Origin of the sequence: Pedobacter sp. (genome assembly GCF_039594775.1) — a bacterium.
Classification (GTDB): domain Bacteria; phylum Bacteroidota; class Bacteroidia; order Sphingobacteriales; family Sphingobacteriaceae; genus Pedobacter.
Map to the genome: position 1 here is coordinate 302,354 of NZ_JBCNMT010000005.1, position 19,208 is coordinate 321,561.

Annotated in this window: 20 protein-coding genes; 15 read left to right on the plus strand and 5 right to left on the minus strand. The window is 39.1% G+C overall.

Annotation, left to right across the window (positions count from 1 at the left end; genetic code table 11):
• The first annotated feature begins 2 nt into the window (after positions 1–2).
• The 7 genes from ABDV71_RS14280 (at position 3) to ABDV71_RS14310 (ending at position 7,176) form a co-directional block, all read left to right on the plus strand.
• Positions 3–680, plus strand: coding sequence for a rhomboid family intramembrane serine protease (locus ABDV71_RS14280; RefSeq protein WP_343533690.1), 678 nt, complete (start codon positions 3–5; stop codon positions 678–680).
• Positions 673–1,503, plus strand: coding sequence for a rhomboid family intramembrane serine protease (locus ABDV71_RS14285; protein WP_343533692.1), 831 nt, complete (start codon positions 673–675; stop codon positions 1,501–1,503). The genes ABDV71_RS14280 and ABDV71_RS14285 overlap by 8 nt, the downstream gene beginning before the upstream one ends.
• Positions 1,503–2,636 (plus strand): endonuclease/exonuclease/phosphatase family protein, encoded by a 1,134-nt coding sequence (locus ABDV71_RS14290; RefSeq protein WP_343533694.1) that lies wholly within the window; start codon positions 1,503–1,505, stop codon positions 2,634–2,636. Before ABDV71_RS14285 ends, ABDV71_RS14290 begins: the two co-directional genes overlap by 1 nt.
• 25 nt (positions 2,637–2,661) lie before the next feature.
• Positions 2,662–4,122 (plus strand): cysteine--tRNA ligase, encoded by a 1,461-nt coding sequence (gene cysS / locus ABDV71_RS14295; RefSeq protein ID WP_343533695.1) that lies wholly within the window; start codon positions 2,662–2,664, stop codon positions 4,120–4,122.
• Between the two features lie 42 nt (positions 4,123–4,164).
• Complete coding sequence (locus ABDV71_RS14300; RefSeq protein WP_343533697.1) at positions 4,165–5,154, plus strand: M28 family peptidase; 990 nt, start codon at positions 4,165–4,167, stop codon at positions 5,152–5,154.
• 122 nt (positions 5,155–5,276) lie between these two features.
• Positions 5,277–6,137, plus strand: coding sequence for a nuclear transport factor 2 family protein (locus ABDV71_RS14305; RefSeq protein ID WP_343533698.1), 861 nt, complete (start codon positions 5,277–5,279; stop codon positions 6,135–6,137).
• A gap of 151 nt (positions 6,138–6,288) precedes the next feature.
• Positions 6,289–7,176: a glycerophosphodiester phosphodiesterase family protein gene (locus ABDV71_RS14310; protein WP_343533700.1), complete on the plus strand. Its 888-nt coding sequence runs from the start codon at positions 6,289–6,291 to the stop codon at positions 7,174–7,176.
• A 108-nt stretch (positions 7,177–7,284) separates the two neighbouring features.
• On the opposite strand, the gene ABDV71_RS14315 is transcribed toward ABDV71_RS14310, so the two are convergent.
• A complete protein-coding gene (locus ABDV71_RS14315) occupies positions 7,285–7,494 on the minus strand; it encodes a heavy-metal-associated domain-containing protein (protein ID WP_343533702.1) in 210 nt (69 codons plus the stop codon).
• 47 nt (positions 7,495–7,541) lie between these two features.
• Positions 7,542–9,965: a heavy metal translocating P-type ATPase gene (locus ABDV71_RS14320; RefSeq protein ID WP_343533704.1), complete on the minus strand. Its 2,424-nt coding sequence runs from the start codon at positions 9,963–9,965 to the stop codon at positions 7,542–7,544.
• Between the two features lie 175 nt (positions 9,966–10,140).
• Between ABDV71_RS14320 and ABDV71_RS14325 the strand changes: the two genes are divergently transcribed.
• The 4 genes from ABDV71_RS14325 (at position 10,141) to ABDV71_RS14340 (ending at position 12,770) form a co-directional block, all read left to right on the plus strand.
• Positions 10,141–10,251 (plus strand): phenylalanyl-tRNA synthetase subunit alpha, encoded by a 111-nt coding sequence (locus ABDV71_RS14325; RefSeq protein ID WP_343533706.1) that lies wholly within the window; start codon positions 10,141–10,143, stop codon positions 10,249–10,251.
• Between the two features lie 124 nt (positions 10,252–10,375).
• Positions 10,376–11,806: a 23S rRNA (uracil(1939)-C(5))-methyltransferase RlmD gene (gene rlmD, locus ABDV71_RS14330; protein ID WP_343533708.1), complete on the plus strand. Its 1,431-nt coding sequence runs from the start codon at positions 10,376–10,378 to the stop codon at positions 11,804–11,806.
• A gap of 1 nt (position 11,807) precedes the next feature.
• On the plus strand, positions 11,808–12,356 hold the full coding sequence (locus ABDV71_RS14335) for a hypothetical protein (RefSeq protein WP_343533710.1): 549 nt from the start codon (positions 11,808–11,810) through the stop codon (positions 12,354–12,356).
• A gap of 3 nt (positions 12,357–12,359) precedes the next feature.
• Complete coding sequence (locus ABDV71_RS14340; protein ID WP_343533712.1) at positions 12,360–12,770, plus strand: hypothetical protein; 411 nt, start codon at positions 12,360–12,362, stop codon at positions 12,768–12,770.
• Positions 12,771–12,889: 119 nt separating this feature from the next.
• Here ABDV71_RS14340 and ABDV71_RS14345 read toward each other — a convergent pair whose 3' ends face one another.
• Positions 12,890–13,612, minus strand: a complete 723-nt coding sequence (locus ABDV71_RS14345) for a head GIN domain-containing protein (RefSeq protein WP_343533714.1) — start codon at positions 13,610–13,612, stop codon at positions 12,890–12,892.
• A gap of 126 nt (positions 13,613–13,738) precedes the next feature.
• Between ABDV71_RS14345 and ABDV71_RS14350 the strand changes: the two genes are divergently transcribed.
• Complete coding sequence (locus ABDV71_RS14350) at positions 13,739–14,248, plus strand: phosphoribosyltransferase family protein (RefSeq protein WP_343533716.1); 510 nt, start codon at positions 13,739–13,741, stop codon at positions 14,246–14,248.
• A 44-nt stretch (positions 14,249–14,292) separates the two neighbouring features.
• Here ABDV71_RS14350 and ABDV71_RS14355 read toward each other — a convergent pair whose 3' ends face one another.
• Positions 14,293–15,249 (minus strand): Fic family protein, encoded by a 957-nt coding sequence (locus ABDV71_RS14355; RefSeq protein WP_343533719.1) that lies wholly within the window; start codon positions 15,247–15,249, stop codon positions 14,293–14,295.
• Between the two features lie 93 nt (positions 15,250–15,342).
• Here ABDV71_RS14355 and ABDV71_RS14360 point away from each other — a divergent pair, with 93 nt between their 5' ends.
• From ABDV71_RS14360 to ABDV71_RS14370, 3 genes are all read left to right on the plus strand, one after another.
• Positions 15,343–16,191, plus strand: a complete 849-nt coding sequence (locus ABDV71_RS14360; RefSeq protein ID WP_343533772.1) for a 4-hydroxy-3-methylbut-2-enyl diphosphate reductase — start codon at positions 15,343–15,345, stop codon at positions 16,189–16,191.
• A 157-nt stretch (positions 16,192–16,348) separates the two neighbouring features.
• Entirely contained in the window at positions 16,349–17,359 is a 1,011-nt protein-coding gene (gene hemH / locus ABDV71_RS14365; protein WP_343533721.1) for a ferrochelatase, read from the plus strand.
• On the plus strand, positions 17,359–17,970 hold the full coding sequence (locus ABDV71_RS14370) for an HAD-IA family hydrolase (RefSeq protein ID WP_343533723.1): 612 nt from the start codon (positions 17,359–17,361) through the stop codon (positions 17,968–17,970). The genes hemH and ABDV71_RS14370 overlap by 1 nt, the downstream gene beginning before the upstream one ends.
• On the opposite strand, the gene ABDV71_RS14375 is transcribed toward ABDV71_RS14370, so the two are convergent.
• Positions 17,967–19,184: a glycosyltransferase N-terminal domain-containing protein gene (locus ABDV71_RS14375; protein ID WP_343533724.1), complete on the minus strand. Its 1,218-nt coding sequence runs from the start codon at positions 19,182–19,184 to the stop codon at positions 17,967–17,969. The genes ABDV71_RS14370 and ABDV71_RS14375 overlap by 4 nt on opposite strands.
• Between the last annotated feature and the right edge of the window lie 24 nt (positions 19,185–19,208).

Genomic DNA, 19,208 nt, shown 5'->3' on the forward strand with positions numbered 1-19,208 from the left:
CAATGAATAATATCAATATCCCACCAGTAGTCAAAAACCTGTTAATCATTAACGGGATAATGCTTTTTGCTTCATGGATTTTAGGAGACGTTGTAACAAAACATTTAGCAGTCTTTTATTTTGATTCTCCCTTTTTTGAGGTATGGCAACCTATCACCTATATGTTTATGCATGGAGGGATTGCGCATTTGTTTTTTAACATGTTCGGTCTATTCATGTTTGGGGGTGTGTTGGAACAACGCTGGGGACAAAAGAAATTCATTAATTTTTATCTGATAACTGGTTTAGGAGCATTGGCATTACAATGGGGAGTACAGGCTTTTGAGGTATATCAAATAACTGGAAGTGTTTTTAATGATCTAAATGTTGTAGGAGCAAACCCTGATTTAAGGGCAATATATATTAGTCCAATGGTAGGTGCTTCTGGAGCAATTTTTGGAGTATTGACAGCTTTTGCAGTGCTGTATCCTAACGTAGAGCTGATGCTCATGTTTATTCCATTCCCTGTAAAAGCGAAATATTTTATCCCGATTTATATCGTTATAGAATTATTCTTGGGCGTGGCACGTATACCAGGCGATTCGATAGCCCATTTTGCTCATTTGGGTGGTGCGCTGATTGGATTTATTTTGGTTAAACTATGGAAAGATAAAGACAGGTTTTACGATTACTATGAATAACAATAGCTTCAAGGATTTATCTTATCGTTTATTTAAGTCGGGTAATCCCACAATGTTTTACATTGGCGTAAATGCGATAGTGTTTTTGGTTTTGGGTATTGCCAATCTTTTTACCGAAGGGGCGGTCGACAGCTTGGTCACACAGTATTTGGCTTTCCCATTTGATATAGCCCAATGGCCTACTCGTTTCTATACGGTGGTTACCTACGCCTTTTTGCATCAGAATATTTTTCATATCCTTTTTAATATGTTGTGGTTGTATTGGATGGGGAACTTATTTCTTGATTTCCTCAAACCAAGGCAGTTTCAGGTGGTGTATTGGGGAGGTGCTATTTTAGGAGCCTTAACCTTTGCTTTAGTTTTTAACCTAAGCCCACAGCTGAACGCTAAAGGCCCTTTGATTGGTGCTTCCGCTGCGGTGATGGCCATTTTTAGTGCCATAACTACCCTTATTCCCAATTATAGCATTCGATTGATTCTGTTTGGGGATGTAAAATTGAAGTACTTGCTATTGGTGTATATCATCATCGATGTGATTGGGACCACTCCAAGTTCCAGTAATATTGGTGGGAATTTGGCGCATTTAGGTGGCGCATTGTTTGGGTTTGTCTACATCAAGCTCTTACAAAACGGAACTGATTTGAGTAATTTTTTGGTGAAAAAGCCCAAATTAAAAGTGGTGAAAAACGAAGTTCCAAAAAAGAAAACAAGTTCGGTAAATCAAGCGGAGATAGATGCCATATTGGACAAGATTTCCAAAAGTGGTTACGAAAACCTGACCGCTAAAGAAAAACAAACCCTTTTTGATGCAAGTAAAAACTAATGCCTAAACTACAACTTTCCATATTCGACAAATTCATGCTCTTTTTGGCAGTGTTGGCTGTGATGGGGCTTGCATTGGGAATGGTTGCCGGACAAACCGATCCGAAAAATGATATCTGGATCGCTTTTGCTGGATTGGCCTACCCGTTCTTTTTATTGGCCAATTTAATTTTTGTTATCTTTTGGGCATTCCGCCGCAGGTTCATCTTTGCCTTGGTTACCTTGGCCATTATGGCACTTGGATGGAAACCTTTAAACGCTACTTATCAGTTTTTTGGCGAGGAAGGTTCTACCGTAAAAGAAAGTGAGCATTATGTACGACTAATGACTTACAACGTACACCAGTTCAAAAAATATGGGGAAAATAATGATGTTTCTACCAGAGATCAAATTTTTAAACTTTTAGAAGACCAAAATCCTGATGTGATTTGTTTTCAAGAGTTTTTTACACGACGGAAAGGTGAATTTGATTTGATTGACAGTGTTAAAAAGAGACTTAAACTGAAGCATTATTATTTTGTGCCCACTATCGACAACAACTACGAAGCCGCAGGTTTGGCCATCTTTTCGCGTTATCCGATTGATAATAAAGGGGAAGTGCCGTTTAGCCAAGTACCAGGCAATGGAAGTATTTATGCCGATATTAAGGTGGGAGGCCAACTTTTCAGGATTTACAATGTACACTTCCAATCCATTTCTTTCCAAAAGGAAGATTACGATTACATTGACAAAGTCACCACGAAGATGAACACCGAATATAAGTCGTCTCGAAGGATTGCGAGCATGCTCAAAGCTGCCTTTGAAAGAAGGAGCGAGCAGGTGAAAATCATGAAGGCCGAAATGCAGAAATGTAAACTGCCTTTCGTGATTGCTGGCGATTTTAATGATACGCCTGCATCTTATTGCGTTACCCAAATCACTAAATCCTTAAAGAATGCCTTTATAGAAAAAGGTAGTGGTTTTGGTAAAACTTATAATGGAGCATTCCCCAATTTTCAAATCGATTATATCGCAACTACCAAAGACTTTGATATCATCAATCACCATGTTTCCAAAGAAAAACTATCAGATCATTTTCCGGTAAGGAGCGATTTGAGATTAAATTTTTCCTTAGAAAGCGATGATGAATATTAATCTCTAAAAATTTACATTTGCAACCATGACACAAGCATTACAGTTATACAATACGCTTACCCGTAAAAAGGAAGTTTTTGAACCCATAAATCCTCCGCACGTAGGAATGTACGTTTGCGGACCAACCGTTTACAGCGATGTGCATTTGGGTAACTGTCGTACTTTTATCTCGTTCGATCTGATTTTTCGTTACCTAAGCCACAGTGGCTATAAAGTACGCTATGTGCGTAACATTACCGACGCCGGTCACTTGGAAGGCGATAGGGATGAAGGGGACGATAAATTTGCAAAACGTGCAAAGTTAGAGCAATTGGAACCCATGGAGATCGTTCAAAAGTATACCTTGGGTTTTCATGACGTGATGAGGATGTTCAACACCCTGCCACCAAGTATTGAACCTACAGCCACAGGACATATCATTGAACAAATAGAAATGGTAAAGGTCATCATGGCAAATGGATATGCCTACGAGGTAGATGGTACCATTTATTTTGACGTGGAGAAATATAGCAAGACATACAACTATACGATTTTAACTAATCGTAAGTTGGAAGAATTGTTGGAAAATACCCGAGAACTAAGTGGTCAAAATGATAAAAAAGGTCGTTTAGATTTTGCCCTTTGGATAAAAGCCAAGCCAGAAACATTGATGCAGTGGCAATCGCCCTGGGGTATGGGTTTCCCGGGCTGGCACATTGAGTGTTCTGCAATGAGCGCTAAATATTTGGGCAGTGAGTTTGATATTCATGGAGGAGGTATGGACTTGGCGGCTACGCACCACACCAACGAAATAGCGCAATCAGAAGCATGCTCTAACCACCAGCCAGCTAAATACTGGATGCATACCAATATGTTAACCGTTAACGGCACACGGATGTCTAAATCAGCTGGTAATGGCTTTTTGCCGCACGAGCTTTTTACAGGCGACCATCCGCTATTGCGCAAGGGCTACAGCCCAATGACGGTGAAATTCTTTATGCTGCAAGCGCATTATCGTAGTACATTAGATTTTAGTAACGATGCTTTGGATGCTTCCGAGAAAGGTTTCAGAAGATTGATGAATACCGTCGCTCTATTGCCAAAATTAACAGCCTCTGTAGAAGGAAATATTTCCATCGCGCCAATTAGAGAAAAGTGTGTTAACGCAATGAACGATGATTTTAACAGTCCGGTAGCGATAGCCGAATTGTTTGAGGCCGCTCGTATCATCAATACTGTTTACGATGGTACGGCAAAAATCAATGCTGCTGAACTGGAAGAACTGAAAGCGCTAATGAATGATTTTGTGTTTGATATTTTTGGTTTGAAAGATGAGGAAAGCAGCAATACAGATATGAATGAAGTACTGGAAATGATTATCGCCTTGCGCAAAGAAGCCAAGGAGAATAAGGACTATGCAACTTCTGATTCTATCCGTATTGGACTACAAAACATAGGAATACAATTAAAAGATAGCAAAGAAGGTACTACTTGGAGCAAGATATAGTTAAATCCATTACCGGTATTAAACTGCAAATCAAAAAATAGGATGAAAGTAAATCAAATATTAGCAGCATCACTTTTGGCATTGGTTGGCTTTCAATCTTGCCAGCAAAATAAACCTACAGATACCGAAACAACGGTGGAGCAGGTTAAGCTGACCTCGCCGGAATTTAATGCCGATAGCGCCTATGCTTATACCAAAGTGCAGGTGGACTTTGGTCCTCGTATCCCATCTACACCTGCCCATGCAAAGTGTGCGGAATATTTGGTGGCCAAGCTAAAATCTTTTGGTGGAGAGGTAATGGTTCAACAAGCTCCTGCTAAAACCTACGACGGTAAAACACATCAATTAAAAAATATCATTGCCGCATTTTATCCAGAAAAAACGCAAAGGGTTTTAATTACTGCTCACTGGGATGCTCGTCCTTTTTCAGATCAAGATCCTGATGCCGCAATGAAAGACAAGGCATTTGAGGCGGCTAATGATGGCGCAAGTGGGGTGGCTGTGATTTTAGAAATGGCTCGTCAAATCAAAGAAAAGCAACCTGAAGTAGGTGTGGACTTTATTTTATGGGACATTGAAGACTATGGCAGTGCCAACGACCAAACCCCTAATGAAACTACATGGTGCATTGGTTCGCAATATTGGGCTAAAAACCCACATGTAAAAGGCTACAAGCCATTATATGCAATTAATTTAGACATGGTTGGCGGTAGTAATGCACAGTTTACTCAAGATGAACTTTCAAGAAAATATGCGCCAAATATAGTTAACAAAGTATGGGGTATTGCTGGCGAAATTGGTTATGGTAATTATTTCATCAACGTAAGTTCTGGCAGTTTGGTTGACGACCATTTTTGGATCAATCAGGCCGGAATCCCGGCTATTGATGTAATCCATTATTCAGATGCCGCAGGCTTTTACAGCAATTGGCATACCCAGTTAGATAACCTGAACAACATTGATAGGAATACCTTGAAAGCTGTTGGGCAAACCATGCTGGAAACCATTTATAGAGAAAAGCCATCTGCCTAATTGATCTTGCCAAACTTTTTAATTTTAACTTTTGCCCTTATTAAAATGTGCAATTGTTAATTACTTTTTTGCCAACTAATTCAATCAACATTTAAATTCGTACACTACAATAATAAATTGTTATGAGAAAAATATATCTGTCAGTTTTAGCCCTAGCCATAGGTGCCAATGTATATGCACAAAAATCGGATGGCACCGTAAAATCTTTAGTTAACGCAGAAAAAGCTTTTGCTCAAAAAGCAGCTAAAAATGGTGTCAATGCTGCTTTTTTGGAGTTTTCAGCTCCTGATGCCATCGTTTTTCGCCCAAATCCAGTAAACGCTAAAAAGTTTTATGCTACTGCGCCAGATACTAAAGATCTAACATGGGAACCTAACTATGCTCGCTTATCTAAAAGCAGAGATTGGGGTTTTACTTCTGGTACGTATGTGGCAGGTACTGATAAAAAAACTTATGGACATTACCTTTCAATCTGGAGGGGAAAAGATGGCGAATGGCAATTTGTAATCGACCTAGGTGCCGAAGCCATGAAGCCAATTAAAGGTAAAGAACCTAAAAATACTTTTATAGAGCCAACAGGTACGCATAGTCCGAAATTTGCCACTCAAAAAGATTTGAAAGCTGCTGCGGAAATCATCAATAATACGGAAAAAACATTGAATACTATGTTAAAAACTCACGGTGTTCAAGCTTTTTCTGGGTTCATTAATCCCGATGCACGCCTGATGTTCCCTGGTACCGATTTGATTATTGGTAAAGACGATATTTTAGCATTTAATAATAGGGTAATAGACAAAATCAATTTAAAAACCACGCAAGCTGATAAAGCGTTGGGGGGCGATTTCGCCTATACTTATGGTTTAGCTACTATTGACTATAAAGCAAATCTTCGCGAGAGCTTTAACTATGTATTTATTTGGGAACGCCAGGCTGATGCAAACTGGAATATCATAGCTCAAATTTTTACGGTCGCCGAGAGATAACTATTAAAACCAAATATCAAATATAAACCAAGGATTTTAACGATAAGTTGAAATCCTTTTTTATTTAATGTGCTTTTGTTTTTAAAAGATTTAAATCGAAAACCGCTATACTTGCAATTCTCGAAAGGTTTAGCCGTTAACTAAATATCATATGAAGAAAATTACTTTTCCTATTTTATTTTTTCTATTTGCCAGTATCGTTGTACAAGCACAAAAGAAAATAGCTTTTGAAATACAGGGCAATCGCGGGGCAAGAGGGCTAATGCCTGAAAATACGATTCCGTCAATGATCAAGGCATTGGAGAGTGGCGCTACAACACTAAAAATGGAAGTGGTGATTTCGAAAGATAAACAAGTGGTGGTTTCGCAAGAGCCTTATTTTAACCATGTAATCAGTACTGCGCCAACTGGTGAAGAAATTACGCTCAAAAACGAAAAGAAGTTCAATATCTATCAAATGGATTATGAAGATGTGAAACAGTTCGATGTAGGTTCTAAACCACATCCACGCTTTCCGCATCAAGAAAAATTTAGGGTGGAAAAACCTCTTTTGTCAGATCTGATTGATAAGGTTGAGTTTTTTGTGGCCAAAAGGAAAATGGCCAAGCCACACTATAACATCGAAACCAAATTGATTAGAAAGGGCGATGGAGAGTTTCAGCCAAGCCCAGAGGAGTTTGTAGAACTGATCATGACTATTGTAAAAGCCAAGAAATTGGAAAAAAGGGTAACCATCCATTCTTTCGATTTAAGAAGTTTACAATATGTTCACGAAAAATATCCAGACATTCCAACTTCGCTGGGTATAGACGAGAAAGAGGACTTTGAAAATAATATCAAAGCACTTGGTTTTACGCCGACTATTTATAGCCCGTACTTGCCTTTGGTTGGTAAAGGTTTGGTAGATAAATGTCACGCTGCAGGAGTGAAGATTATTCCTTGGACCGTGAATACCGTTAAAGAGATGCAATACCTTAAGAACTTGGGTGTAGATGGTATTGTTACAGATTATCCAGATTTAATGACTGGAGTTAAATAGAGGCTAATGGTTTAAGATAGTCATTGCAAGGAACCAAGCAATCCTACAGTGATTCTCGACACAATTAGTAATTTGGGATTGCTTCGAGCCTCACAATGACATACACCTTTAGATTTTCTCTGCTTTAAACCCAATTTTCTGAAGAGATTTTACTAAATCCTCTTCGTCAATATCATTACCTTCTACAGTTAATATCTTATCTGGATTATCAGTGTTTACTTCCCAGTTCTGAATATCTTCTTGTGCATTAAGTACTGGAGTAACTTTGGCTACACAAGAGCTACAATTGATGCTAGTTTTAAATTTTAAAGTGTTCATTTGATACGAATTAATTGTTTTTAAATATTAGAGCGTCGAATTTAGTCTTAAATCTTTTTCCATTTTAAGCGAAGGCTATTAGCCACTACACTTACCGAGCTAAAGGCCATGGCCGCACCCGCCCACATAGGGTCGAGCAAGAAACCGTTAATAGGAAATAAAGCTCCTGCTGCTATTGGAATACCAATTACATTGTAGATAAAGGCCCAAAATAGGTTTTGTTTAATGGCATTTACCGTATATTTTGATAGATGTATCGCATCAGGAATTTTAGAAAGATCGGAAGAAATGATGGTCATTTTGGCCACATCCATGGCAATATCACTCCCTTTTCCCATGGCAATGCTCACGTCGGCTTGAGCAAGGGCATTGCTGTCGTTAATGCCGTCGCCAACCATGGCTACCACTTTACCCTCCTGTTGTAGTTTTTTCGTGAATTTTCCTTTGTCGGCAGGTAGCACATTGGCATGGTATTCATCAATGCCAAGAGTGGTAGCCACGGCTTTCGCAGTTTGTTCATTATCACCCGTAAGCATGTAAACCCTAATGCCATCTTTTTGTAATTCTTTGATGGCTTGCTGCGAGGTCGCCTTAATTTGATCGGCAATGGCAACGATGGCTAACAAACTCGTTTCATTACAAAAGAAGACCACTGTTTGGGCATTTTCCAATTGAGCTGCTGTCCATTGCTTAGCATCTTCAGGAATGATAATGTTTCTTTCTTTGACCAATAGTTCATTGCCAATGAAGTAAGTGTGATTTTCGTAGTTACCTTCAATGCCCTGTCCGCTAATATTCTCTATACTGAGTTGGTTTAAAAAATTCGCTTTGCTTGAAAAATGCTCCGTAATAGCATCTGCCAAGGGGTGTTCAGATGATTTCTCGATGCTATATAAAACATCCTGATGAAGCTGATTAAACTCTCCAAACCATTCCACAGCAGTTACTTTTGGTTTCCCTTCGGTAATGGTTCCTGTTTTATCCAAAATAATGGCATTTACCTTTTTGGCCAGTTCTAAACTCTCGGCATCCTTAATTAAAATCCCCTGTTCGGCTCCTTTTCCTACACCAACCATAATGGCGGTAGGCGTAGCAAGACCCAAAGCACATGGGCAAGCGATTACCAGTACGGTTACAAAAGCAACAATACCTTGTGCCAATCCATTTTCGCCACCAAAAACTACCCAAAGTAACAAGCTTAGCACGGCAATCGCAATCACAACGGGCACAAAAATGGAAGCAATTTTATCAACTAGTTTTTGTACTGGGGCTTTGCTGCCCTGTGCATCTTCTACCATTTTAATGATGTGCGCCAAAACAGTGTCGCTACCTACTTTATCAGCTTTAAACTGGAAACTTCCTTTTTGGTTAATGGTGCCTGCAAATACAGTGCTTTCGGCAGTCTTGGCCACAGGAATAGGTTCGCCACTGATCATACTTTCGTCCACGTAAGAGCTGCCATTCACTACCGTTCCATCTACAGCCACACGCTCACCAGGTTTCACTAGCAATACATCCCCAACCTTAACCTCGCCAATGGCAATCTGCATCTGATGTCCACCTTCGTGCACAATGGTGACATGTTTTGGTTGTAGGCCCATGAGTTTTTTAATGGCGGATGAAGTATTGCCCTTTGCTTTTTCTTCCAAAAGTTTACCCAATAGGATAAAAGCAATCACAATACCCGCAGCTTCAAAATATACATGAGAGTGAATGCCAAAACTGTGCATCAGGTCGGGAAACAGCGTGATTAAAACACTATAAACGTAGGCTGTTCCAGTACTCACGGCCACCAAAGTATCCATGTTGGCCGAGCGATGTTTGGCCTGCTTCCAAGCGCCTACAAAAAACTGTCTGCCAAAAACAAGTAGCATCGGCGTTGATAATGCCCACATGATATAGTTGGCGTAGGGCATGTCCATAAAAAACATTCCGATAATAAAGAGAGGAACAGCTAATATTAGGGCGCTAATGGCTTTTTTTCTCAATTTTTGAAACTGATTGGCCTTGATTTCATTTAACGATTCCTTAGCTTCGTTGCCATCCTCTATCAATAGGTCGTAACCACCAGCTTGTACCGCTTTTTTCAGCTCCTGTGCTGTAACCAAACTAGGAATGTATTCTACTTTGGCAGAAGTATTGGCATAGTTCACTTCAGCTTTTACCACACCAACCTGACCATTTAAGATGGCTTCGGTATTGGCGGCGCAAGAGGCGCAGGACATATCCGTAACCGGAAAAGTCTGTTTGATTGTAGTGACGTCATAACCTAAGTCCCTAATTTGTTTTACCGCTCCCTGAACAGCTTCCTCTGGGTATTTTTTGGCTGTAATTACAGCTCTTTGGTTGTTAAGCTCAACCTGATGGGTGTTAACTTCCTTAACATTTTCAAGCCCTTTGTCAACAATCAAAGCACAATGTTCGCTCTCCACATTTTCTAGTGGAATATAGATGGCATCTGTCGTTTTCATCTTTCAAAAATTTCTAATACAAAATTAGCTCGAACTACTAGGCTAAACGTTACAGGATTTTAACAAACTATTACATCATTTTCTTTTTAGGGATAAAAACTTAATATAGAATTAATATTGTACCAATTTAGTTTTTGGTTCATTTTCTTTATATTTGTGAATATAGAATGAATTTATGAGTCAAGAAGTGTTAGAGATTTCAGTGATGGTAGACGAACAGTTTGACGTGAATTTTAATCTTACGAGCGGTATTTTAGGGGTAATTCTGGGTATTTTTGAAGGTTAAGACACGTCATTGATTTCGATTTTGCCAAGCGGGCAGCCCTGCCTGTTAACTATTCCTATGCCTAATTTATCGGCAGCTATTCTTTTGACTTAACTCACTAAAGACTTTCCGTATATTTGCAGCAATGAGCAGAAAAAGAAAAAATACTGAACCCATCAGAATTTCGGGTTTGAGTATTATTGATATTGCCGAAGAAGGCAAAGGAGTGGGCAAAGCCGAAGAATTAGTGATTTTCGTAGATAAAGCCGTTCCTGGCGATGTGGTAGATGTACGTTTGGTAAAGAAAAAGAAAAACTTTGCCGAGGCAGTGATCGAAACCCTACACACGCCATCCGCTTTGCGCCAAGAATCATTTTGTAGCCACTTTGGTACCTGTGGCGGCTGTAAATGGCAACACATGCAGTATGATGCGCAGCTAACCTATAAACAAAAAAGCGTTGAATCTGCTTTACAACGTTTAGGGAAAATAGATGTGAGCGGTATTGAACCCATTCTAGGTTCTGCCGAAAACCAATATTACCGTAATAAGCTAGAATTTACCTTCTCTAACAAACGTTGGTTGGATAGCAAGGACATGGCCGAAGAAGCTGAAGGCAGAGAGATGAATGCGCTTGGCTTTCATGTTCCAGGCAGATTTGATAAGATTTTGGGCGTAGATCATTGCTATTTGCAAGCAAATCCAAGTAACGATATTCGTTTGAAAGTGAGGGACTATGCCCTAAAGCACAACCTAAGCTTTTACGATTTGCGTAATCACGAAGGGGCCATGCGTAACCTGATCATCCGTACGGCGAGTACTGGCGAAGTGATGGTAGGGGTGGTTTTTGCTTATGCTACACAGGAACAAATCGATGGTTTGATGGCTTACCTTAAAGCTACTTTCCCGGAAATCACCTCATTGCAATACATCGTTAATCATAAAAAGAACGACACCATTTTTGATCAAGAGGTTGTTACCTATGCAGGCCGCGACCATATTTTTGAGGAAATGGCCCTGGGAAATGGCGAGAGCGTAAAATACAAGATTGGCATCAAATCATTCTATCAAACCAACTCTGCACAAGCTTATGAGCTATATCGTATCACCAAAGAATTTGCCGATTTAAAAGGGGATGAGTTGGTTTACGATCTATATACTGGTGCAGGAACCATTGCCAATTTTGTAGCACATAGCGCAAAACAAGTGGTTGGTGTGGAGTACGTGCCTTCGGCCATTGAAGATGCGAAGTTTAACTCGGAGCTAAATGGCATTAACAATACGATATTCTACGCGGGAGATATGAAAGATATCCTCACCAGAGAATTTATTGATCAGCACGGTAAGCCCAATGTAGTCATTACCGACCCTCCTAGAGCTGGGATGCATGCAGATGTGGTTGAGCGATTGCTGGAAATGGAGGCAGAGAAAATTGTTTACGTAAGTTGTAATGCAGCTACGCAAGCTCGTGATTTGGCACTGCTTACCGAAAAATATGAAGTGGCCCGAATTAAGCCTGTAGATATGTTCCCTCATACACAGCACGTGGAAAACGTGGTTTTACTCAAACTCAAATAAGATGAAAAATTGCGGGTTATTGTTCCTCACGGTCATGATATTGTTCGCCTGTCAAAATAAGAGAACCAACAAGGTAGAGGTAACCAGTAAAACCTTTATCATGGACTCCGAAAAGCAGGAATTGGATACCGTCATTTTAGGAGAGAAAGATACCGCGATTATTGTAAAAGACAAATTAGATACGGACGATACTGGAGGTAAAAAAGACCGCTACGAAATCAATATCATGTTTGCAAATAAGAAATGGCCAACCTTGAAATTCAGTGAAGCTATTGGAGCCGACCTGTATGTGGTTGACGATATTGATGGTGACCATAAGCCCGAGCTATTGCTGAGGCCAGAATGGTTTAGCAGCTGTTGGTCAAGTATTAATCTTTTCAGCTTAAAAGAGGGTGCTTGGAAAATCGTGAAAAAAGGTAGTATGTATTTTTGCGCAGACGAGTATCCCTTGTCTAAGAGAATAGAAAAGCATCACGACAAATATTATCTGCTGACCGATAGTTTGGCAGATGACCAGTTTGTGATACAAAAACAAGAAATTAAGTTTTAAAATATGGAATCAGAAGAGTTGTTAGGAAACTTAAATCCCAATGGTAATGAGCCTAAGCAAGAGAAAAAGCAAAGCCCATTGGTAAGTTTAGAGAAAGACTTGGAGTTTTACGCCGAATCTATCAAAGAAGTGGCGGTAGAGATTATGGTGGAAGGAATTTCGCAAGCACCAATTTTTATTGCACACCAACACGAGGTGAAAATTGGAGAAATGATTTTAAATAGGGAGGAACTAAATACCAATTGGACTATTCAAGCTTCGACCCTTGAAGAGTTTATTGAAAAAGGGATTATTCTGCCAAATAAAAAAGAACATTTTCTGAAGAACTATAAAAAGCCAGAAGATTTTATGTGCGTGTTTGTAGTGGTGCCAGAAGGTGCTAACTTTATCTATTATCCATACACCAAGAAATAAAATAGCCAATGCTGTATCCACAACATTGGCTCTGCAATTAACCAATTACGCAGTTTGTTTTTCAAGCAGGCAGCTATCACTTTTTGAGGGATAGCTGCCTGCTTTTTAATTTGATAAGATTAGTTGGCGTGGGTAATGTCGCCACTTTTCGAATTCGAAGTTTTTTTCAAAGAAGCATTGCCTTTGTAGGTAATATCGCTTCCTCCACTTGCAGCCGCAGTAAGTCCTTTGTTTACATAAATGTCTACGTCGGCACCACCGCTACTGTTTACCTGGGCGTAGTCTACTTTAAAATCAAAAGCGTTGATGTCGCTTCCACCACTGGCACTAATGGTCATGTTTTCGGCAGAACCTTTAAGCTCAATGTCTGCACCACCACTAACCGCAATTTTAATATCCTTACAAGTAAGGCTTAGTTTAATGTCGGCGCCACCACTTGCTGCCAGTGATAGATGATCTGTTCTTAATTGGCCATCAATATAAACATCGGCGCCACCGCTAGCGGCTAGGCTGTTCAGGTTTTTAAAGGTAACATATACATCAATGGTTCTACCTTTAAATAAACGCGACCAGTTAACACCCTCTTTATATTTGATGGAAATGCTGCGGTCATTTTTCTCAACAACTACATCCTTAATTACTTCTTCTTCCCCTTTGATCACCAGACTCTCTGTGTTGCCCTGTTTCAAATGAAGATTAATCCCGCTGCTTACACCAATGCCGCTAAAGTCGCTTACAGAAACCTGTCTGCTACTTTGGGCAAATACATTAATGCAGGTAAAGCCGCAGAGGAAGAAAAGGATAAATGTTAGATTTGTTTTAAGTGTTCGTGAATTTTTCATTGTTCAAGTGGTTTTGTTGATAAGACGCTTGTAACTTACTAAACGTTGCGCCTATAACTAAAAAAAAATCAATATTTGATATTGAGGCTTAAAATCGTTCTTTTGTAAATGCTAAAGCACAATCATATGCCCCAAAATCAAGTCCTTATTTTAGACAAGAAACAGATTCAGCAAAAAATCAATAGAATTGCTTATCAAATCCTGGAAGACAACCTAGATGAAAAAGAAATCATACTTGCAGGCATTTGGGATAGGGGCTATAAATTGGCAGTGAGGTTGCAGAAAACCCTAAATGAAATTTCTGAATTTAAGACCACTTTATTGCGTATAGACCTGGAAAAGCAGAGCAGCAAACTGGTGGCAAAAACCGACCTGCCCGAAAGCAATTGGAAAAATAAGGTCATTATCCTAGTAGATGATGTATTAAACAGCGGCAAAACTTTGGCCTACGGTTTAGGTGTTTTCTTAAATACGCCCCATAAGAAAATTAGAACCGTGGTTTTGGTAGATAGAAGCCATAAGATATTTCCTATTGCCACTGATTTTGTAGGCCTAGAGCTAGCTACGATCTTAAAAGAACATGTAGATGTAATTATGGATGTAGAAGGCGAAGAGGATAGGGTTTATTTAAGTTAATCAAAAAAATAGCATTCAGTATAAGAAAGGCGGGTTCAAAAAACCTACCTTTTTCTTTTCCTGTTAATTACATATTCTTCTATTGCTTCTTTAGTAGTAAGCCAGTTTTTGCCCTCTTTGTAAGCATCTATTTTGCCTTGCCTTGCCAATAAGCTAATGTATTCTTGTCCGTAAGGAAAGCTTGGCTCGGAAACAATACTTGAGATTGGTTCGTAATCATCATAGCTTTTGCCTGGTAACGAATTAATATACATATTTAAAGATCGCTCGGTTGCTTGTAGCATCAATAAACAAAGCTTATGATAGCTTCCCTTGTTGGCTTGATTAAGCGCTTCGTAGTATTTTTTCCTGTCATTTTTAAGGATAATCGCAGGCGGAAACCCTTTTCTCATTAATAAAAGGTTCATCGCTAAACGAACAGTACGACCATTTCCATCAAAAAAGGGATGTATCCAAACCAGTTTGTGGTGAAATAATGTAGCTAGAACTAAATCATTAGCATTAATGGGGTTGGTATTTGCAAAAGCGACCAGCTCATCAAAAAGATCAGGAATTATTTTCGCATTTGGAGGCGTGAAATTTGCACCAACAATACGAATACCCCCGTTTCTCAATCGTCCCGCAAATTCATCTTCAATATTTTTTAAGATATAGCCATGTAAGTTTAAGATGTCAATACTTCTCAAGGTATAATCAGGGTTGACCAAGCTGTATAAATAATCTATTGCTTTTTCGTGGTTGATTACCTCAAAATGCTCTCTTAGAGATTTTCCTCCAACAGTAATTCCTTCTTCTAAAATAAGCTGGGTTTCAAGAAGGTTGAGCGTGTTACCTTCAATACTGTTGGAATTGTATGTCCATTCAAGGTTAAGTTGAGCTTTTATTTTTTGCAATACGGTATTTGGCAAAGGCCTAGATTGGTCAATCTTTGCTTTTTTTTTGTATAGCCGTTCTATTTGTGGCTTTAATTCTTCTAAATCTTTTAAATCAAAATCCCACATCTCATTAATATCGTTATCAAATTTAATTATTTTATCCGATATTAAAAATTTTGTTTAATTTAAACTTCTTCTGTGTACCTTTGTATATTCATTATGGGCTATAATTTAAAAGTAACAATAGATAAATCTTCGGGTTTCTGTTTTGGAGTAGTGTATGCCATTGATATGGCCGAAGATATTCTAGACAGAGAAGAATATTTGTATTGTCTGGGTGATATTGTTCATAATGATGAAGAAGTAGAACGCCTAAGAGCGAAAGGACTTAGGATCATTGATCATGAAAGGCTGAAGGAACTTCGCAACGAAAAAGTATTGATCAGAGCACATGGGGAAGCACCTTCTACCTATGAGCTGGCCTTGGCAAATAATCTTACGCTGATTGATGCTTCCTGCCCAGTAGTGCTCAAGCTACAAAACCGTATCAAAAACTCCCACGACGATGATGAACAGATTCTAATTTTTGGAAAGCATGGTCATGCCGAAGTGATTGGTCTGCAAGGTCAAACGGATGGGAAGGCTCTGGTTTTTATGGATATTGCCGAACTTGACAATGTTGAGCTCCCAAGTAAGTTTACGCTGTATAGCCAAACCACTAAAAGCGTCGATAAATTCTATCAGATCAAAGACGAGCTGATCAAAAGAGGTTACGAGGTAAAAGCAAACGACACCATTTGTAGACAGGTTTCTAACCGTTACGAAGAACTGGAGGAATTTGTGAAAGACTTTGATAAGATCATATTCGTTTCCGGTAAAAAATCTTCCAACGGAAAAGTGCTGTACGACGTATGCAAAAAATATAACGACGAGTCTTATTTCATTTCAAATGTAGAAGAATTAAATAAAGACTGGTTCCAGCCTAACGATCGTGTAGGTATCTGTGGGGCAACATCAACACCCATGTGGCTCATGGAAAATGTAAAAGCACAGCTAGAACAGTTTTAATTGCTGCCGAAAATTTAGCTAGGTTAAACACTTGACAGTTTACAAGTAAACGGCTAATGCCAACTGAAAACTTTTATGTCTCTTCTGTGTCTTAAAATCTAAAATCGTGTCCCTAAAATCGCAAATCAAGTTATATTTGCGGCAAATAAGAAAATTAATGGCCAAGAAAGGTATATTGCTAGTTAATCTGGGTACTCCAGATAGTCCAGAAGTAAAAGATGTAAGAAAGTATCTTGATCAATTTTTAATGGATGAACGGGTGATTGATATCCCAAAACTTAATAGGACACTATTGGTTAAAGGGATAATTGTACCTTTCCGTAGCCCTAAAACTGCAAAGCTCTATAAAAAAATCTGGGATGAAAAAGGTTCACCTTTGCTTTACTATAGTGAACAGCAAGCTAAAATGCTGCAAGATAAGCTGGGTAGCGAATATCAGGTGGAGTTAGCGATGCGCTATCAAAGCCCATCAATAGAAGGTGCTTTGGAGAATTTAAAAAAGGGATTGGTAAGCAGTATAAAAGTAATCCCTCTATTTCCTCAATATGCTTCAGCTAGTACAGGTTCAGTTTTACAGCTAGTGATGGAACTGTTGAGCAAATGGCCAACCATACCGCCAGTGTCTTTTGTGAATTCATTTCATGACAATGATTTAATGCTGGAAATATTTGCAGATAATGCACGTAAACATGGTGTTGAAAATTATGATCACGTATTGTTTAGCTTTCACGGCCTACCACAAAGACAAATGACCAAATCAGACCATACTGGGAAGTATTGTTTGAAAGTGAATAACTGCTGTGAAAATTATAACAATGCGAATAAGTTCTGTTATTCGGCTCAATGCCATAATACCGCGAAACTTTTAGCAGAAAAATTAGAGCTTTCCCGTGAAAATTATTCAGTTTGCTATCAATCGCGTCTAGGAAAGGAACCTTGGATACAGCCCTATACTACAGATGTATTGAAGAAGCTGGCTGCTGAAGGCAAAAAGCGTCTTTTGGTATTTAGCCCAGCATTTGTAGCTGATTGTCTAGAAACCATTTATGAAATTACCGTAGAATATAACGAAGAATTTAAGGAGCTTGGTGGTGAAAAGGTACAACTGGTAGAAAGCTTAAATACCGACGAAAGATTTATTGAGGTCTTGGCTAAAATGTCGATATAATGGATAACAAACACTTAGAAAAACTCGAATTTTTAACCCGAAGAACTGAAGGCGAATACCAAGCTTTCCTATACGATTGTGATGGTACATTGGCCGATAATATGCTGGCCCATAAAATGGCCTACGAAGAAGTTGCCGCAAATTATGGTGTTGGGCTGGATTTAAATATGGTAGATGAATTTGCGGGGATGCCAACCGCTCTTTTTGCTCAGGAAATTACCAAGAGATACGGAGTGCCTTTGCCAGATACTTTTGCAAGTGAGAAATCGCAGATTTTTATCGATAAATATATTGAACAAACACAACCTATTTCGTACGTTGCCGAGCATTTGAAAAACCATGTGGGTAAAGTTAAAATAGCCGTGGTTTCTGGTGGAAGTAGAAAAACCGTGACCAAAACCCTCACTGTGCTGGGCTTAATAGATCTGATTGATGTAATGGTTTGTGCTGGCGAAACGCCAAAAGGTAAGCCCGCTCCGGATCCGTTTTTGGCAGCTGCCGAAGCGCTTGGTGTAGACCCCAAAAAGTGTATCGTTTTTGAAGATGCAGAACTAGGGGTACAAGGAGCTATTGCTGCGGGTATGGATTGGGTGCGCGTGGATCAGATCTAACTTTCGAAAATTTTCTTGATGATCATTTCAGTAGCACCTTTTTGATGCGCTACGTAGTTCTTTGCTAGTATTCCGCTTTCATGTGTTAGGTAATATTCAAAAGCAGCAATAAGTTCTTCAGCGTTGTTGATGCTTTTTGCAGCACCAATTTCTATTAAGTCCTTTGCTTCTTGGAATTTCTGATAGTTAGGCCCAAATATTACCGGAAGGCTAAATGCCGCGGCTTCTAAAGTATTGTGTATTCCTACACCAAATCCCCCACCTATATAAGCAATTTTGCCATATTGATATAAAGAGGATAGCATACCGATGTTGTCGATGATTAAAACTTGTGATCCGATTTCAGCGGTTGCCTCTATATTTAATTTGGAAAACCTTAAGCTATTTGGAAATAAATCGGCAATGGCATTGATATGGGCTTCATGAATTTCGTGCGGTGCAATAATCAATTTCCAATTCGGGTTTTTTGCAGCTAAATGGACCAATAGTTTTTCATCCTCTGGCCAAGTGCTGCCCGCTATCAAGACCGGGGCCTCACCGCAAAACTTTTCAATCAGCGGAAGATGTTTTGGTGTTTGTGAATTTTCGTAAACGCGATCAAACCTGGTATCGCCACTAATATCAACGTTGTTAATGCCAATGCTTTTCAGTAGCATAGCACTTTCTTCATTTTGTACAAAAAAGTGTTTCACGCATTTCAATACATTTCTGTAAAAGCCACCATATGTCTTAAAAAAGATTTGGTTTGGACGGAAAATACCTGATATAATGTAAAGAGGAATGTTTTGTCTTGCTAAAGCCTTAAAGTAGTTTGGCCAAAACTCATATTTGGTAAATATGGCCATTTTGGGATTTACCAATTTTACAAATCGATTAGCTTTTGCAATGGTATCCAAAGGAAGATAAAAGATGCCGTCGGCCAAAGCATAATTCTTTCTGATTTCATATCCCGAAGGTGAAAAGAAGGTAACGATTATTTTTTCGTTGGGTTTTGAAGATTTAATGCGCTCCAATACCGGTCGGCCCTGCTCAAATTCACCTAATGAGGCAAAATGAAACCAAATAGGTCTTTCGTTAGCATTAACTTTAGCTGCAATATGTTCAAAAATACCTTTTCGACCATCTACAAAAAGCTTTGCTTTAGCATTAAAAAGTGATGCCAATCTTACCAGAAGGCCATAAATTAACATACTAATGTTGTAAAGCCAATACATATTGCTGCATAATTTGTTATCTTC

Bases quoted from the DNA above. Each gene is read 5' to 3' on its own strand.
- ABDV71_RS14280 (WP_343533690.1), top strand. From the start codon at position 3: ATGAATAATATCAATATCCCACCAGTAGTCAAAAACCTGTTAATCATT.
- ABDV71_RS14285 (WP_343533692.1), top strand. From the start codon at position 673: ATGAATAACAATAGCTTCAAGGATTTATCTTATCGTTTATTTAAGTCG.
- ABDV71_RS14290 (WP_343533694.1), top strand. From the start codon at position 1,503: ATGCCTAAACTACAACTTTCCATATTCGACAAATTCATGCTCTTTTTG.
- cysS (WP_343533695.1), top strand. From the start codon at position 2,662: ATGACACAAGCATTACAGTTATACAATACGCTTACCCGTAAAAAGGAA.
- ABDV71_RS14300 (WP_343533697.1), top strand. From the start codon at position 4,165: ATGAAAGTAAATCAAATATTAGCAGCATCACTTTTGGCATTGGTTGGC.
- ABDV71_RS14305 (WP_343533698.1), top strand. From the start codon at position 5,277: ATGAGAAAAATATATCTGTCAGTTTTAGCCCTAGCCATAGGTGCCAAT.
- ABDV71_RS14310 (WP_343533700.1), top strand. From the start codon at position 6,289: ATGAAGAAAATTACTTTTCCTATTTTATTTTTTCTATTTGCCAGTATC.
- ABDV71_RS14315 (WP_343533702.1), bottom strand. From the start codon at position 7,494: ATGAACACTTTAAAATTTAAAACTAGCATCAATTGTAGCTCTTGTGTA.
- ABDV71_RS14320 (WP_343533704.1), bottom strand. From the start codon at position 9,965: ATGAAAACGACAGATGCCATCTATATTCCACTAGAAAATGTGGAGAGC.
- ABDV71_RS14325 (WP_343533706.1), top strand. From the start codon at position 10,141: ATGAGTCAAGAAGTGTTAGAGATTTCAGTGATGGTAGACGAACAGTTT.
- rlmD (WP_343533708.1), top strand. From the start codon at position 10,376: ATGAGCAGAAAAAGAAAAAATACTGAACCCATCAGAATTTCGGGTTTG.
- ABDV71_RS14335 (WP_343533710.1), top strand. From the start codon at position 11,808: ATGAAAAATTGCGGGTTATTGTTCCTCACGGTCATGATATTGTTCGCC.
- ABDV71_RS14340 (WP_343533712.1), top strand. From the start codon at position 12,360: ATGGAATCAGAAGAGTTGTTAGGAAACTTAAATCCCAATGGTAATGAG.
- ABDV71_RS14345 (WP_343533714.1), bottom strand. From the start codon at position 13,612: ATGAAAAATTCACGAACACTTAAAACAAATCTAACATTTATCCTTTTC.
- ABDV71_RS14350 (WP_343533716.1), top strand. From the start codon at position 13,739: ATGCCCCAAAATCAAGTCCTTATTTTAGACAAGAAACAGATTCAGCAA.
- ABDV71_RS14355 (WP_343533719.1), bottom strand. From the start codon at position 15,249: ATGTGGGATTTTGATTTAAAAGATTTAGAAGAATTAAAGCCACAAATA.
- ABDV71_RS14360 (WP_343533772.1), top strand. From the start codon at position 15,343: ATGGGCTATAATTTAAAAGTAACAATAGATAAATCTTCGGGTTTCTGT.
- hemH (WP_343533721.1), top strand. From the start codon at position 16,349: ATGGCCAAGAAAGGTATATTGCTAGTTAATCTGGGTACTCCAGATAGT.
- ABDV71_RS14370 (WP_343533723.1), top strand. From the start codon at position 17,359: ATGGATAACAAACACTTAGAAAAACTCGAATTTTTAACCCGAAGAACT.
- ABDV71_RS14375 (WP_343533724.1), bottom strand. From the start codon at position 19,184: ATGTATTGGCTTTACAACATTAGTATGTTAATTTATGGCCTTCTGGTA.